Origin of the sequence: Providencia rustigianii (assembly GCF_900637755.1) — a bacterium.
GTDB classification, from domain to species: Bacteria; Pseudomonadota; Gammaproteobacteria; order Enterobacterales; family Enterobacteriaceae; genus Providencia; species Providencia rustigianii.
The window spans coordinates 3568522-3584169 of the sequence record NZ_LR134396.1 but is presented as its reverse complement, the minus strand read 5'-3'; the positions used below and the strand labels follow the sequence as shown (position 1 = coordinate 3584169).

Annotated in this window: 13 protein-coding genes; 7 read left to right on the top strand and 6 right to left on the bottom strand. The window is 40.9% G+C overall.

The genetic code is table 11. The annotated features are described in order from the left end of the window. The first annotated feature begins 101 nt into the window (after positions 1–101). The 3 genes from tamA to EL244_RS16425 are packed head-to-tail and all read left to right on the top strand — an operon-like array spanning position 102 to position 5971. Positions 102–1844, top strand: a complete 1743-nt coding sequence (gene tamA / locus EL244_RS16435; RefSeq protein ID WP_126462347.1) for an autotransporter assembly complex protein TamA — start codon at positions 102–104, stop codon at positions 1842–1844. Next, positions 1841–5620, top strand: a complete 3780-nt coding sequence (gene tamB, locus EL244_RS16430; RefSeq protein WP_126462344.1) for an autotransporter assembly complex protein TamB — start codon at positions 1841–1843, stop codon at positions 5618–5620. Before tamA ends, tamB begins: the two co-directional genes overlap by 4 nt. A 3-nt stretch (positions 5621–5623) precedes the next feature. Next, on the top strand, positions 5624–5971 hold the full coding sequence (locus EL244_RS16425; RefSeq protein WP_006814532.1) for a gamma-glutamylcyclotransferase family protein: 348 nt from the start codon (positions 5624–5626) through the stop codon (positions 5969–5971). A 62-nt stretch (positions 5972–6033) separates the two neighbouring features. Here EL244_RS16425 and EL244_RS16420 read toward each other — a convergent pair whose 3' ends face one another. The 3 genes from EL244_RS16420 to fbp form a co-directional block, all read right to left on the bottom strand. Beyond that, positions 6034–7743 carry a pyridoxal phosphate-dependent decarboxylase family protein gene (locus EL244_RS16420; RefSeq protein ID WP_112837451.1) on the bottom strand — a complete coding sequence of 570 codons (1710 nt, stop codon included), beginning with the start codon at positions 7741–7743 and terminating at the stop codon, positions 6034–6036. Positions 7744–8200: 457 nt separating this feature from the next. Beyond that, a complete protein-coding gene (gene ppa / locus EL244_RS16415; protein ID WP_006814529.1) occupies positions 8201–8731 on the bottom strand; it encodes an inorganic diphosphatase in 531 nt (176 codons plus the stop codon). A gap of 138 nt (positions 8732–8869) precedes the next feature. Further along, positions 8870–9877, bottom strand: coding sequence for a class 1 fructose-bisphosphatase (fbp, locus tag EL244_RS16410; protein ID WP_006814528.1), 1008 nt, complete (start codon positions 9875–9877; stop codon positions 8870–8872). A 162-nt stretch (positions 9878–10039) separates the two neighbouring features. Here fbp and mpl point away from each other — a divergent pair, with 162 nt between their 5' ends. Beyond that, on the top strand, positions 10040–11419 hold the full coding sequence (mpl, locus tag EL244_RS16405; protein ID WP_126462341.1) for a UDP-N-acetylmuramate:L-alanyl-gamma-D-glutamyl-meso-diaminopimelate ligase: 1380 nt from the start codon (positions 10040–10042) through the stop codon (positions 11417–11419). A gap of 40 nt (positions 11420–11459) precedes the next feature. Here the strand turns inward: mpl and EL244_RS16400 are convergent, their stop codons facing one another. Together EL244_RS16400 and argR are read right to left on the bottom strand one after the other, a co-directional pair. Next, positions 11460–11870 (bottom strand): DUF6122 family protein, encoded by a 411-nt coding sequence (locus EL244_RS16400; protein ID WP_126462338.1) that lies wholly within the window; start codon positions 11868–11870, stop codon positions 11460–11462. Between the two features lie 41 nt (positions 11871–11911). After that, a complete protein-coding gene (gene argR / locus EL244_RS16395) occupies positions 11912–12382 on the bottom strand; it encodes a transcriptional regulator ArgR (protein WP_039854857.1) in 471 nt (156 codons plus the stop codon). 468 nt (positions 12383–12850) lie between these two features. Between argR and mdh the strand changes: the two genes are divergently transcribed. After that, positions 12851–13789, top strand: a complete 939-nt coding sequence (mdh, locus tag EL244_RS16390) for a malate dehydrogenase (protein WP_126462335.1) — start codon at positions 12851–12853, stop codon at positions 13787–13789. Positions 13790–14005: 216 nt separating this feature from the next. Here mdh and EL244_RS16385 read toward each other — a convergent pair whose 3' ends face one another. Continuing rightward, the gene (locus EL244_RS16385) at positions 14006–14287 is read right to left on the bottom strand and encodes a helix-turn-helix domain-containing protein (protein ID WP_006814523.1); all 282 of its coding nucleotides are present in this window, start codon (positions 14285–14287) and stop codon (positions 14006–14008) included. A gap of 492 nt (positions 14288–14779) precedes the next feature. On the opposite strand from EL244_RS16385, the gene EL244_RS16380 reads away from it, so the two are divergent. Together EL244_RS16380 and EL244_RS16375 are read left to right on the top strand one after the other, a co-directional pair. Then, positions 14780–15127, top strand: coding sequence for a DNA-binding protein (locus EL244_RS16380; RefSeq protein WP_126462906.1), 348 nt, complete (start codon positions 14780–14782; stop codon positions 15125–15127). 111 nt (positions 15128–15238) lie between these two features. After that, complete coding sequence (locus EL244_RS16375; RefSeq protein WP_006814521.1) at positions 15239–15604, top strand: DNA-binding protein; 366 nt, start codon at positions 15239–15241, stop codon at positions 15602–15604. Positions 15605–15648: the final 44 nt, after the last annotated feature.

Genomic DNA, 15648 nt, shown 5'->3' with positions numbered 1-15648 from the left:
AAGTAAAAATTGGGATAAAAACTTGTATCAGTGATTCATTTTACTCAAAATAAGCCGTTATTCAGTAATAAGTCAAATTATCTATCACCCTAGGAGCAGGCGTGTCGAAATATCTAACCCTTTGTATGTTGTGCCTAACAGCGGCGGTACCTGCGGCATTTGCTGCAAATCTACGCCTTAATATTGAAGGGCTTGAAGGGCAGCTCAATCAGAACGTCCGTATTCAACTTTCTAATATTTCACAAGATGAAGTGGTTGCAAATGGGCGTTTTCGTGCTCGAGTAGAAAAAGCGATTCGCGAAGGATTAAAACCGCTGGGTTATTATGACCCGACGGTTGAATTTAGTTATGAAGAAAAAAAGCCGCCTGCCCGCTCCATTTTGACTGCAAAAGTCATTCCCGGTGAGCCTATTCTTGTGCAGGGTGTCAACGTAGAGTTACAGGGCGGAGCCAAAACTGACCCTGACTACGCCAAAATGATCAAGAACAATACCCCTAAATATGGCACGGTCCAAAATGATGGTGAATACGAGGATTTTAAAGGTAAGTTCAGTAGCTTAGCTATTCGTAAAGGCTATTTTGATGCCGTGATGGAAAAAAGCCAATTAGGTATTTCCGTTGACCATCACGCCGCTTATTGGGATTTTGATTTTGATAGTGGGGAGCGTTACCGTTTTGGCAAACTGACTTTTGAGGGATCACAGATTCGTGAGGATTACCTTGAAAACATGTCGCCATTTAAAGAAGGCGAATACTACACTTCCGAACAGCTAGCTGAATATAACCAAAGATTAGCATCAACTGGCTGGTTTAACTCTTCGCTAGTCACACCCGATATTCGCAAAGCGCGTGCAGAGCATACTGATTTATTGCCAATGGCTGGGGTCATGAGCCCAAGAGCGCAAAACTTTATTGAGCTGGGTGGTGGTTATGCTACCGATGTGGGACCTAGACTGAAGACGACGTGGAATAAGCCGTGGATTAACTCTCGGGGGCAGAGTTTAACCTCTAGTATCAGCCTATCCCAGCCAGAACAATTAATCGATGCCAGCTATAAAATCCCACTGAAAGCTAATCCACTTGAACAATATTATGCGATTCAAGGGGGCTTTAAACGCACAGACTTAAACGATACTCAGTCGAATACCACGACATTGAACGTTTCTCGTAACTGGGATTACTCCAAGGGATGGCAATACGGCGTGAATATGCGCTGGATGCTGAGTAACTTTACCCAAGCCGACGTGACGAATACCACGATGCTGCTATATCCGGGGGCTAACGTGAGTCGGATCCGCCAAAAGGGCGGGGTTATGCCAACATGGGGTGATAGCCAGCGTTATTCGATTGATTACTCCAATAAGATTTGGGGCTCGAACGTTGATTTCATGGTATTGCAAGCCAAAAACGTGTGGATCCGTACCCCATGGGAAGGGCATCGCTTCGTTGTACGTGGCAATATAGGTTGGATAGAAACCAATAATTTTGACAAAATTCCTCCAGACTTACGTTTCTTCGCGGGTGGGGATGGCAGTGTTCGTGGATATGGTTATCAGAAAATTTCTCCTGAAGATAATAAAGGTCAGTTAACTGGGGCATCCAAGCTCGCAGTAGGATCCGTGGAATACCAATATAACTTCACCGGTAACTGGTGGGGAGCGACGTTTATTGATAGTGGTGAAGCGGTTGATGACTTTAAAAATAGCGATTTTAAAACCGGTGCTGGTGTAGGGATCCGTTGGGTCTCTCCTGTTGGACCGATTAAGTTTGATTTAGCCAAGCCAATTGGTGATCCAGATAATAATAAAATTCAGTTTTACATCGGATTGGGGACAGAACTATGAAGTGGATGAAATGGTTAAAATGGATAGCAATAACCATTTTATTGCTATTAGTTCTGGTTGTTGGTGCGTTGTATTGGGTACTGGGTACCAAATCAGGTCTACATTTTGCCTTAAATACAGCAACTCGGTTAGTTCCTGAATTAACCATCGAGTCCATTGATGGGGGGATTGAGGATTTAACCCTGTCTGGCGTGAAATACCAAATGCCGGGTATTGATGTAGATGCGAAGAAAATTCATTTAGCATGGCGTTTAAAATGCCTGACCAGCCGTGAAGTATGTATTGATGATCTTTCGACAGATACGGTGACAGTCAATGTAGATACTAGCCAGTTTCCACCATCGGAAGAGGCTCCGCCGTCTGAGCCATTAACGGAACTGAACGCGCCTCTTACCATTCGCCTAAACCAATTAGCATTAGTGAATACTCACGTCAATGTAGATGGTACTGTCATCGATCTCGATAAGTTTGCCACCGGGATCACTTGGCAGCAGAAAGCTATCAATATTATTCCAACCGACATTATCAATTTGGCGATAAGCTTACCGGTTAGCGAAGAACCTACAGTGGAAACTCCTGTACAGCCTGTGGTACCTCAAGCGCCGATTGAAGAACAAAAACCACTGGGTGAAGAACTCAAAGCGCTGTTTTCAAAACCCTTATTAGCCGAACTTCCCGAGATTATTCTTCCTGTCGATTTGAATGTCGAAGGAATTCATGCGTCTAATTTCCAATTAAAAGGTGACACTGACGTCACTATTAATAGCCTGAATTTGAAATTAGAGAATAGTGGTCAAAGCGTATTATTAAAACAACTCAATGTCGATGCGCCTCAAGGAAAAGTCGCTATTTCAGGATCGATTTCCCTTGCAGAAAAATGGCCTGTTGCATTATCCGTTATTGGTGAAAGTCGGTTAGAAGATCTTAGTGGGCAAAAACTCGATTTATCTCTGAAAGGTGGCTTACTTGAGGAGCTTAAGCTGGCTTTAAACCTTAATGGCCCCGTGAACGCTAAATTAGATGCTCAAACGGATCTTTCTCAGGCTGACTTTCCTATTGAACTGACTCTTGAAAGCCAAAAATTAACGTGGCCATTGGTGGGGGAAAGCCAATATAAACTCGATGGAACACGTTTACGACTGAATGGTCGACCATCCAGTTATGATCTTTCATTACGTTCGGCTATTACAGGGCAAGACCTTCCACCCTCAAAATTATTACTAGATGCCAAGGGAAATGAAGAACATATCAATCTGACTCGCTTACGTTTATCGGCTCTACAGGGTAATGCCGATATTTCTGGTATTGCGGATTGGAGTAAAGCGATCAGCTGGAATATGGTTCTGACTTTGTCAGGTATTAATACAGCGAAACAGTATCCAGAATGGCCAGCCAAGGTCGATGGTAAAATTGCAACCCGAGGTAGTTTGTACGGGGGAAGCTGGCAGCTAGAGATTCCTGAAATTACCTTAAACGGTAATGTTAAACAGCACATATTGAAGGCTCGTGGGCAAGCTAAAGGTAACGCTGCGGGTCAATGGGACATTCCAAGCTTTAACTTAGCACTGGGTAAAAATACCATTGATTTAAAAGGCTCTTTAGCTGAAAAATGGAATTTGGATGCAAAAATTAATGCGCCAGCACTGAATGGCTTAGTGCCTGGATTGGGCGGCGTGATTATTGGGGATTTAAAACTCCGTGGGGATTTGAAAGCCCCTCAAGCGCTTGCAGATATCACGGCTCGCGGTGTGAGATGGCAAGATTTGACGGTAGAAAATGCAACTATCAAAGGAAACGTTGCGACAGGTGACCAAATTAAAGGTGATTTGTCGGTGGTGATTCGCCAATTACGTCAAGCCGATCTAGCGATAAGCAACCTAACTCTCGACGCAAAAGGCAGTGAAAAACAACATACCCTCAAGCTGAATGTCACAGGGCAGCCCGTTTCTGGTCAGCTAGCGCTAGCAGGTAGTTTTGATCGTCAAACTGAGATTTGGAAAGGTAACTTAAATAATACGTTATTTGATACCGAAGTGGGTGAATGGCGACTGAATCAAGCCATGTCCCTCAATTACAATAATCATACACAAGAAGTTGTGATTGGCTCCCACTGCTGGGTTAACCCGAATGCTCGGGTGTGTGTACCAAAACCGGTTAAAGCGGGTAAAAGCGGCAGTGCCGATATTGTATTAGAGCGTTTTGACCTTGCGATGATTAAACCGTTTATGCCGAGTGATACTCGCGTTAATGGCGTTTTCACGGGTAAAGCGAATGCGGTTTGGAAAGCAGATAGTAGCCTGCCACAAGTGAAAGTTGACCTAAACGGTAATGGCGTTAAAGTCGTGCAGTTTGTGGATGGAGCCCGCTTACCTATTGCTTTTGACACTCTAACGCTGAGTGCCGCATTAAAAAATGGCAAGGCAGATCTGCAATGGTTGTTGGGAATTGAAAAGAATGGGCAATTCAAAGGTCATGTTCAGGTCACGGATATCGAAAAACGACGCATATTAGGCGGTAATATTGAAATTAATAATATTACACTGGGCTTACTTAAACCGTTGTTAGGGGAAAAAGAAGTCGCTAATGGCAACTTGAATGCAAATTTACGACTAGGTGGTTCAGCTCATAATCCATTGATGAACGGCAATGTCTCTTTATCCGGTTTAGAACTTAAATCTGCGATGATCCCGTTTGATATTCAAAATAGCCAGTTAGGTATTGATTTTAACGGAACCAGTTCGGTGATGACTGGGCAAATCAAGACGCCAGACGGCTTCCTGAATGTTGATGGAAATGCAGATTGGCGCAATATCGATGCATGGCGTGCGACAGTGATGGCGAAGGGCACTAACTTGCGCGTCGCAATGCCACCGATGATTCAAATTGATGTTCAACCTGATTTGGTGTTAGAAGCCTCTCCGAATTTATTGACTCTCAATGGTAGCGTGACAATTCCATGGGCTCGAATTACGGTACAAGAATTACCAGAGTCTGCGGTCAGTGCATCGTCAGATGTGGTGATGTTGGATAAAGATTTAAAACCTATTAATCCGAAAGAGGCGTCAATTCCTATACAAACCAATTTAAATATCAAGATTGGTGATGATGTTCGCTTGGATGCTTTTGGGTTAAAAGCGCGTTTGACCGGCTTGCTGAAAGTCATTCAAGACAAGCAAGGGTTGAGTCTTAACGGGCAAGTGGATATTCCATCAGGACGTTTCCGCGCTTACGGGCAAGACTTGATCGTTCGTAAAGGTCAAATTCTGTTCTCTGGGCCTGCGGATCAGCCATTCTTAAATTTAGAAGCGATTCGTAATCCAGAAAATACGGCAGATGATGTGATTGCTGGTGTAAAAGTGACGGGATTAGCCGATAAACCTAAGGTGGAGATTTTCTCCGAGCCATCAAAAACCCAGCAAGAAGCTCTTTCCTATTTGTTAAGAGGGGAAGGATTGGATAGTGGTGACGCTAATGGTTCACAAATGACCTCTATGTTGATTGGCTTAGGGGTTGCCCAAAGTGGTCAGTTGGTCGGTAAGATTGGCGAAACATTTGGTGTGTCTGAGCTGGCGGTAGATACCCAAGGTGTTGGAGATAGTTCCCAAGTGGTTGTTAGTGGGAAAATTACGAACGACTTGCAAGTTAAGTATGGAGTTGGCATATTTGATTCACTAGCGACGCTCACTTTACGTTATAGGGTAATGCCAAAATTGTATTTGGAAGCAATTTCTGGCGTTAATCAGGCTTTAGATCTCCTTTACCAATTTGAGTTTTAATATATGCGTGTAATCGTTTATGGCAGTTTAAGGCAAAAGCAAGGCAATCATCACTGGATGACTTATGCTCAGCTGCTAGGTGAGCATAAGCTAGAAGGTTATGAGTTGTATGATCTCGGATATTATCCTGCGGTTGTTAAAGGCGGAGGGGCAATCGAGTGTGAAGTTTATCGAATCAACCCTTCAATCTTAACGGAGTTAGATGAACTAAAGAAAAACTCACAGGATTATGAACGTGAGTTAGTTCCTACACCTTATGGTAATGCGTGGATTTATCTCTACAAACACTCAGTGGAAGGTTTACGCCACATTAAAAGTGGTGATTGGCTTAAACGACATGAAGAAAATTAATTAAGTCATTAGCAATGTGAACGAACGCCGGCAGAGGGAAACCTTACCGGCGTTTTCTTTTGTTAAGCTTGGCTCATTTCCTTGAGCATCTGAATAAATGCATCAATGTGATGACGCTCTGTCGTCGGGTTCATAAATACAGCTTTCTCCCCAGGAATATAGGCAAATCGGTTATGTTCAGCGTAGGTTGAGCAAGCGATAGAATCTACCCAGTTAGTAAACAAGCCTGATTTCCCCCGAGTTAAGAACATATTACGGTGCCATTTACTGTTACGGATCATGGTTTCATATGCGGCTTTATCGCTAGCACAGCTTAGCTCATAGTCAAAAATAGCTTGGGGATCAGCCTGTAATTTAGGCGAATATAGCCGGAATCCTACACTCGGTCCTTGATTTTGAGGAACCATAACAGCTGCATTTTCCATTTCAATTAACTGGTTACGCATATAATTTGCGTTTTGTAGACAATGGGCAATGATTGTTTGGTAACCTTCGATACCGAGATAGTGTAGCCCTGCATAAGCTCCAAAGATTCCCACCCCACTTCGGCTACATTCGATTGTCGATTGTAAGTGAGTTTGACCTTCAAGATCATGTTCAAAATAAGTGAAGTTTTCCGGTGAGTTCTCAAGAGCTTTAAAATCATCACCATTACGTACCATGACTAGGCTAGAGGTATAAGGAACATAACCCCATTTGTGGAAATCGATAGTTATCGAATCGGCATATTTTAGCTGCTTAAATTTTTCTACCGTATGGCGTAAACCAAATAAAGTGGCTTCGTTAATCGCTAATGGATTGTTATTAAAATCATAGTTAATAAAGAAAATAATTGGCCAGCCAACTGCGGCATCGACGTGAATATGGGGCTTATCGTTAATTTCAAATTCGTCGCATAAGCGATTTCTTAAGTCATAAACCTGCTTGATTTCATCGACACCAAAGGTGTCAGTGGTTCCCGCGGTCAATAAAATGACTGGGATTTTACAGTGAACGGTATAACAGGCGCGGATCTGTTGCTCTAAATCGTGTAGGTCGATAGTGTTATCTGAGGCGACTTTAATCCGAATGGTTTTATTTTGAATATCTACGCCTAGCAAGGAAAGGTTGGTCATATTGGAATAGTGGCCGCCTTGGGAGTTGATGATCCGATAATCTTGATCAACAGACATGCCCAGCTGTTTTGAATCTTTTAGCGTTTTGCGGATCCCAAATAGGTAGCCATATAAGTTACACATGGTACCGCCTTGGGTGAACAGGCCCGAGGCTTGATTTTCATCATAGCCAATTAAGTTGGCCATTTTTTTGATGACGGTTTTTTCCATGGTATCTGCTACGCCAGAATATTCACAGTAAACCATGTTTGGGTTGCCTAAAAGTCCTAGCATAGAGCCATATAAAGCGGGATCAGATGGCATGGCGATGACATTTTCAACGGCGAGTGGGTTCTCCCAGTTTTTACACAGTGCAGAAGCAAAAGTTAACAAGTTATCTTGTTGAGCTCCTGGAAAATTCATATGTTGCTGAACGTGGGTTTGACTATTTAACTGACTCAGTAGATCAGCGCCATTAGGATAGTGATGGATCAGTTGGCTATCCGCTAAAACCGTTTTACGGAATTGGGTAATAGCCTGAACTTGGGGATCATTAAAAAGTGGCCATTTTTTAGGATCACGGCTAAAGAAATTCGCCACGATATTTTGATATTGGTGCTCAAACTCAGAGGTTAATTGATTCGCACTATGGCGAGCGATGAGTTCAGATTGGTCCATCATTGACTCCCATTTACATTTATGAATTTAATGATTTATGGGAATACTCTACACCTGAATATATATTTATTTAAATGATCAACTAAGTAACTATTTTATGAAATTAATTGCTTAGTTGATTGATATTTATATAAATATATAAAATAAAAGATTGTTTTTTAAAATAAAATATATTTATATATTGCTAGGTTTGTCACAGATTTTTAATCTATTAAAATTGTTTTTTTATTTATTTATATTTCGCATTTTTAATTAAACCTAATATATAAATTCAGTATTTAAATATTATTTGGCGTTTAGTTTCATTTGTCCGCGTTACGTTCTGTTTTAATCGATATATATCACTAAAAGTAATGTTTTTGTGAATGGGGCGCTTTAATAGGATCTTAAGCAAAAAAAAAGTTCCGGCATTTGCCAGAACTTTTTATCATTCATCTATCTTGATGAAGAGGACTAATTATTTTTTAGCAGCGCGTTCGAAAGAAGCGATAATTTCAGCTTTAGCAGCTTCTGCATTCTCCCAACCATCAACTTTAACCCACTTACCTTTTTCTAAATCTTTGTAGTGTTCAAAGAAGTGAGTGATCTGTGCACGCAGCAGCTCAGGAATATCATTCACATCTTTGATGTGATCGTATTCTTTGCTTAATTTAGTGTGTGGGACAGCCACTAATTTCGCATCTTCACCAGACTCATCAGTCATTTTCAGAACGCCAACTGGACGGCAGCGAATGACAGAACCTGGCTGTAATGGGTATGGAGTTGGGACTAATACGTCAACTGGGTCACCATCTAAAGACAATGTGTTGTTGATGTAACCATAGTTGCATGGATAGAACATTGCAGTAGACATGAAACGGTCTACAAACAGTGCGCCAGAGTCTTTATCAACTTCATATTTGATAGGATCAGCGTTAGCAGGAATTTCGATAATAACGTAGATATCTTCTGGCAGTTCTTTACCTGCCGGTACATTGTTCAGGCCCATTAAAATGTATCCTTATGAGTGCTTAAAATAACGTGGAGGCTATTATAGCCGCAAAGAGAGGCAAAACTCACTAGTTGGAAAGAAATTACATCAAAAAAGGCGAGATAATCTCGCCTTCAGCTCAAACAGTCAGTTTGGTTATTCTGCGTCTGGGTACTCACTCATGAATGATTCTGCTTTTTCAACCATGGATTTTGTTCCGACAAAGAACGGTACACGTTGATGCAGTTTGCTTGGAATAATATCCAATATACGGTTAGTACCATCACTTGCTTTACCGCCAGCTTGCTCAGCTAAGAATGCAATTGGATTACATTCGTAAAGTAGGCGCAATTTCCCCGTTGGGTGGCTTGCAGTGCTAGGGTAAATATAGATACCGCCTTTCAATAAGTTGCGGTGGAAGTCTGCAACTAAAGAACCAATATAACGCGTAGTGTATGGGCGGTTTGTGGCTTCGTCTTGTTCTTGGCAGTATTTTATGTATTTTTTAACGCCCATAGGGAACTTGATATAGTTACCTTCGTTAATGGAATACATTTTTCCTTCTGCTGGGTACATTACTTTCTCGTGAGAAAGACAAAATACACCTAAGGATGGGTCGTAAGTAAACGCATGAACACCGCAACCTGTTGTATATACCAGCATGGTTGATGAGCCATAAACCACATATCCTGCAGCAACTTGGCGGTGGCCAGGCTGTAGGAAATCTTCTTCAGTTACCGATTGACCAATTGGCGTAATACGGTGATAAATTGAGAAGATTGTACCAACGGAAACGTTTACATCGATATTCGAAGAACCATCTAATGGATCCATTAAAACGACATATTTCGCGTTTTCTGCACGGTCACCTTCGAAAATGACAATGTCATCTTCTTCTTCAGAGGCGATACCGGCGACTTCTCCGCGAGCTTTCAAAGCCGCTTTCAGTTTTTCGTTTGCATACAGGTCAAGCTTCATCTGAACTTCACCTTGTACATTCGAAACACCACTAGCGCCGAGAATGTCAACGAGTCCAGCTTTGTTAATATCGCGATGGATAATTTTAGCGCCCAGTTTGATCGCTGACAGTAATGCCGTCAGTTCACCTGTTGCATGAGAAAAATCTTGTTGCTTTTCGACGATGAATTCGCCTAATGTTTTCATGACGAAGGTCCTGAATAAAATTGACAGAGGTTTGCGGGGCGTATTGTACCCTTGGGCGAGGAGTTTATCTAAATAAAAAAAAGATTAATAGGCTAATACATTTATAAACCTGTGATTGATGAGTAGAATAGTGATAAACCTCATGCTATTGGATGAAAAATAATGCACATACATATTTTAGGCATATGCGGTACCTTTATGGGTAGTTTGGCAATTTTGGCTCGTTCTTTAGGACACAAAGTGACAGGCTCCGATGCGAACGTATACCCGCCAATGAGTACATTGCTTGAAAAGCAAGGCATTGAACTGATTCAAGGTTACGACCCTGCTCAGCTAGATCCTGCTCCGGATATGGTGGTGATTGGTAATGCAATGACGCGTGGCAATCCTTGTGTAGAAGCCGTCTTAGAAAGAGGTTTACCATATACATCAGGACCACAATGGCTTCATGACCATGTGCTTCCTGAACGTTGGGTATTGGCCGTTGCGGGAACTCATGGAAAAACAACGACTGCGGGAATGCTGGCTTGGATCCTCGAAGATTGTGGTTATGAACCGGGCTTTTTGATTGGTGGTGTTCCGGGTAATTTTGATGTTTCCTCAAAGATTGGTAATAGCCCATTCTTTGTTATTGAAGCCGATGAATATGATTGTGCATTCTTTGATAAGCGCTCAAAATTCGTTCATTACAGCCCGAAAACGTTGATCCTCAATAACCTTGAATTCGATCATGCGGATATCTTTGAAAATCTTGAGGCAATTCAAAAACAGTTCCATCATCTCGTTCGTCTTGTTCCTGCTAGCGGGAAAATTTTAATGCCTGACAGTGATAATAATCTCAAGCAAGTCATGAATATGGGTTGTTGGAGTGAACAAGAACTGGTGGGTGAACACGGTGAATGGCAGGCCGTGAAACTGAACCACGATGGCAGCCGCTTTGAAGTGCATTATCAGCAGCAAAAAGTTGGGGAAGTGAATTGGTCTCAAGTGGGTAATCACAATATTCAAAATGGTTTGATGGCAATTGCAGCGGCGCATCATGTTGGTGTGCCTGCAAAAGAAGCGTGTTTGGCATTGGATAAATTTATCAATGCTCGTCGCCGTCTTGAACTACGTGGTGTTGAAAATGATGTCAGTGTGTATGATGACTTTGCTCATCATCCAACTGCTATTTTAGCGACGTTAGAAGCATTACGTAGCAAGGTCGGCGGAACAGCACGGATTATCGCAGTACTTGAGCCACGTTCGAATACCATGAAAATGGGCATCAATAAGAATGATATCGCACCGGCATTAGGTCGTGCGGATGAAGTCTTCTTATTCCAACCAACGAATATTCCTTGGATGGTGACTGAGATTGCTGAGCATTGTGTACAACCTGCGCATTGGCATGCCGATGTGGATACTCTGGCAAATATGGTGATCGACACGGCTCAGCCGGGCGACCATATTTTAGTGATGAGTAATGGTGGTTTTGGTGGTATTCACGAAAAATTACTGGATGGTCTGAAAAAGAAAGCACAAGCTGAACCTGAAGAGTAATCAGAATAAAAGCCCTAACACTCTGTTAGGGCTTCAATTTTTATCGCTGTGGTGGTAAATCAATATCTGCCCGATCGGGTAATCCCGAACAGCTTAGCACCGTTGTTTGCATCTCTTTCTTTATACTTCCCATATAGCAATCTACTGAATCGGTAAATAAGTGGAATAAGCAGCCCACGGCAATTGCTTTTAGTTTCCATGATGGGAAGAAAAATAACACCACATAGGCAATTGCAGCCCAAATAGTGTGCATTGGGTGGTAGCCAACACCACAGCGATCTGGATCAAAGATAGGGTCAGCTAGAAGATGATCTAAATCGATCGTCATAGTTGCGATCATCAATAATGCTGCTAACTTCCAATTTTTTCGCCAGAATAGATAACCAAACAGAAAAGGAACTAAAAAGTGAAAACCGTAATGAATTATATTTCTTAAAATTTCAAATAACACGGTTTTCCCTCTTTAGGTTTCGAGATAATCCCTCAAAAGGGCTAAAGTTCTTGTTCAAACAAGACTAGTATGGATTCGTACAGCTCACGAGTTGTGAAGTCATTGGTTGGTGTGGAGAAAATCGTATCATCTCCAGCAATGCTGCCTAAGATCCCTTCAGCTTTACCTAGAGAATCTAGCAGGCGTGCGATCAACTGAGCGGCACCAGGGCTTGTACGGATCACAACAACTGAGTGGTTATAATCAACGTCCAGTACCAAATTTTTGAGTGGACTCGTCGCAGTTGGTACCCCAGGTTCGCTTGGTAAGCAATACACCATTTCCATTTTTGCGTTACGGGTTCGAACCGCACCAAACTTGGTTAGCATTCTGGAAATTTTAGATTGATTAATATTTTCGAAGCCTTGTTCTTGAAGAGCAACCACAATCTCAGCTTGTGAACTAAATTTCTCTTCTTTCAGGAGAGCTTTAAAAGCTTTTACCAAGTCTTCTTGTTTCGACACAGTGCGCATAATTAACCCATCTTTTGGTATTAAATTGAGTTGCATTATGCGTAAAACTGCATTTTTATGCAAGATAATTGGTTTTTGATGATTTAATGGCCGATTTAAAAGAGGAATTTGCAGTCTGATTTTTATCTCTATCTTAAATTAATGGCTCAAAATTTAACTTAAAAGCGCCTTAAGTTTCATCTTAAAATATGTTTTATTTTTGTTAAATCACATGATTGAGATGGAAAAAATAACACATAAAGTTGTGCTTAGGGTTAAAGACAATAGCAATAAAAACTATTTGTTAAAAAAGTGTCCGTTATCTCATTAACAGATAAGGAATTTGTTTAGAATGGTGTCATTCAGTCGGTAATTTATCTCGCGTTAACACTTCTCTCTAACTGTTAAAGAATTGTTTTTTATAAGTAATGTGTTTAGTGCGTAGTCAGATGAATTCATATTTTTAAAGTACAATTAAGGAGTTTTAGAATGAAAGTTGCAGTCCTAGGTGCAGCAGGTGGTATCGGTCAGGCTCTAGCCCTTCTTCTCAAAAACCAGCTCCCAGCAGGTTCAGAACTCTCCCTCTACGACATCGCACCAGTAACTCCAGGTGTTGCCGCAGATTTAAGCCACATCCCTACAGACGTTAAAGTTGTTGGTTTCGCAGGTGAAGATGCCACTCCAGCACTGAAAGGTGCGGATGTAGTATTAATTTCTGCGGGCGTTGCACGTAAACCGGGTATGGACCGTTCTGACCTATTCAACGTGAACGCAGGCATTGTACGTAATCTTATTCAACAAATCGCAGTAACTTGCCCGAAAGCGCTGATCGGTATTATCACTAACCCAGTGAATACGACAGTGGCTATCGCGGCTGAAGTTCTGAAAAAAGCAGGTGTTTACGATAAAAATCGTCTGTTCGGTGTAACAACACTTGATATCATTCGTTCAAATACTTTTGTTGCTGAACTGAAAGGCAAGAAAACAAGCGAAATCGAAGTGCCAGTTATTGGTGGGCACTCTGGCGTTACTATTCTGCCATTATTATCTCAAATTCCAGGTGTTAGCTTCACTGATGAAGAAGTTGCAGCTCTGACTAAGCGTATTCAAAACGCGGGTACTGAAGTTGTTGAAGCAAAAGCGGGTGGCGGATCAGCAACTCTGTCCATGGGCCAAGCAGCTGCACGTTTGGGCTTATCTCTTATCCGTGGTTTACAAGGCGAAAGCAACGTTGTTGAATGTGTTTACACTGAAGGTGACGGTGAACACGCTCGTTTCTTCGCTCAACCTGTATTATTAGGCAAAAATGGCATCGAAAAACATTTACCAATCGGTAAATTAAGTGCGTTTGAAGAGAAAGCACTGAATGAGATGTTAGAGGTATTGAAAGCGGATATCGAGCTTGGTGAAAAATTCATTAATGGCTAATGCTGTTTTAATGATTCATTCATAAATAAGGGTTGGGTTGCCTTGATGCAACTCAACCCTTTTATTTTATGCTAAGTGTATCTGTTTCAATATAATGAAAACTTTTTCTTAAAGTGATTTCATAACTAAAGATATATTAATAATGGCTTGGGTGAATTATTTAGTTTCATTAATTATTCGTACCAATGGATTTTTTAATAGAAACTTATGTTTCTGCTATATCGCGTTTTCTTCGTGCTCTATTTTCTCTCTCGCCTTTCTTTCTAATAAATCCCCAGTCATTGAGTCGTAATAGCGGCTAGGCCAAATTTCTGATGGGTGTATACCTAAAAAATTTGCAATAATCCATTCTCCTTTAGGCCAAGGTCTGGACAGCGCATTTGCAAGAGTCGATGAGCTAAGCCCTGCCTTCCTAGAAATAGCAGCAAGTGTTGTTCCCCGTTTTCGTAGGGCTGCTATGATATCTGCTGGGTGCCAATCCGATTTCCGTAACATCATTTTTTAATCCTTTTTTTACTCAGATTCATGAGAGTTAATGGTACATCTAACAGAGTATTGTGATACATTCAGTACAATTGCTCTGTTATTGGAAATAAAATAACAGAAATTTCCAATAATAATTTCTAATTTTTTCTAAATATTCATTTTTATGAAACTATCGTTATTTTTCTGAAAATAATAGAAAGATGAGAATGATTATTGTGAATTAAGATAAGGCTTTGAAAATAAAAATAACTAAATTTGGTTATTAAGAAAATCTCTGTGTTTATATGTATTTATTCTGTTTATCGTGAAGATTTATATTTCTCAATAATTGATAAAAACCATTTTCAATGTGTTGTTAATACATTTTATATAAGAAACAAAATGTGGATAACATCTATCATTTATTTATGATTTCTTAATATTCACAATGATGGTGAAAGGCTATATAGAAATAGTTTTCGGCAACGATAAAGAGAGATACTCGTACGACAAGGAGAGTCGATGATGAATAAGGAATGGCTAACAGCTAAGGAGTTAGTGGGAATTCAGGGATTACCCATGAGCACTCAAGGTATTAATGCGATGGCTAGACGAGAAAATTGGCTTAGTCGCAAACGGAGGGGAATTCAAGGTAAAGCATTGGAATACCATATTAGTTCCATCCCTTCCGATATTGCTGAACACGTTTTTATGTATGAAACTCCGGTGGTTTATCAGATTAAACATGAGGAGCAATCGCATATCTGGCAGGCAGCATACAACCAGCTTTCTGATGATGAACGCGTAAAGGTTTTAGCGTTTATTGTACGAGAGGGAGCGTTGGCATTGATCAGTTTAATTAATAAAAAGTAACTAAGCTATAAATTTATACTGTATTGAATCGAATGAATTTTTTAACAAAACAACTTTGGTATAGCGACAAAAGCAGATTACAAAATATAAGCTAAGCGTAAAAGTGAGAATATGAAAAAATTGTGGTTCACTGCGAAAGAATTAGCAGGCATAGATGGTCTTCCTACTTCACCTCAAGGTATCAATCTGATGGCTCGAAGAGAAGGCTGGAAAAATCGACGTAAAAGAGGTGTTCAGGGGAAGGCGGTAGAATATTACTTTGAAAGCTTACCTACAGACATTCAAGGGCAATTAAATGTCTACGAGCCATCAGTGCCTTATCAAGCACAGAGAATGGATGCATTCCAGATTTGGACTGAGGCATATTATCAGTTAACAGAAACTGAACGTAAAACAATCGTTAAGTATATTTTACGCTATGGCCTCTCGTCATTATTAGCCAAAATAGAACAAGAATCGCAGCAAGAGCAGGAATAAAATAATAAGGGGCGAAATTTCTTTCACCCCTGAGTTTAGCTATC

What these genes read in the sequence shown, in the direction of transcription:
- tamB (WP_126462344.1), top strand. Translation starts at nt 1,841, where the DNA reads ATGAAGTGGATGAAATGGTTAAAATGGATAGCAATAACCATTTTATTG.
- EL244_RS16425 (WP_006814532.1), top strand. Translation starts at nt 5,624, where the DNA reads ATGCGTGTAATCGTTTATGGCAGTTTAAGGCAAAAGCAAGGCAATCAT.
- EL244_RS16420 (WP_112837451.1), bottom strand. Translation starts at nt 7,743, where the DNA reads ATGGACCAATCTGAACTCATCGCTCGCCATAGTGCGAATCAATTAACC.
- ppa (WP_006814529.1), bottom strand. Translation starts at nt 8,731, where the DNA reads ATGGGCCTGAACAATGTACCGGCAGGTAAAGAACTGCCAGAAGATATC.
- fbp (WP_006814528.1), bottom strand. Translation starts at nt 9,877, where the DNA reads ATGAAAACATTAGGCGAATTCATCGTCGAAAAGCAACAAGATTTTTCT.
- mpl (WP_126462341.1), top strand. Translation starts at nt 10,040, where the DNA reads ATGCACATACATATTTTAGGCATATGCGGTACCTTTATGGGTAGTTTG.
- argR (WP_039854857.1), bottom strand. Translation starts at nt 12,382, where the DNA reads ATGCGCACTGTGTCGAAACAAGAAGACTTGGTAAAAGCTTTTAAAGCT.
- mdh (WP_126462335.1), top strand. Translation starts at nt 12,851, where the DNA reads ATGAAAGTTGCAGTCCTAGGTGCAGCAGGTGGTATCGGTCAGGCTCTA.
- EL244_RS16385 (WP_006814523.1), bottom strand. Translation starts at nt 14,287, where the DNA reads ATGATGTTACGGAAATCGGATTGGCACCCAGCAGATATCATAGCAGCC.
- EL244_RS16380 (WP_126462906.1), top strand. Translation starts at nt 14,780, where the DNA reads ATGAATAAGGAATGGCTAACAGCTAAGGAGTTAGTGGGAATTCAGGGA.
- EL244_RS16375 (WP_006814521.1), top strand. Translation starts at nt 15,239, where the DNA reads ATGAAAAAATTGTGGTTCACTGCGAAAGAATTAGCAGGCATAGATGGT.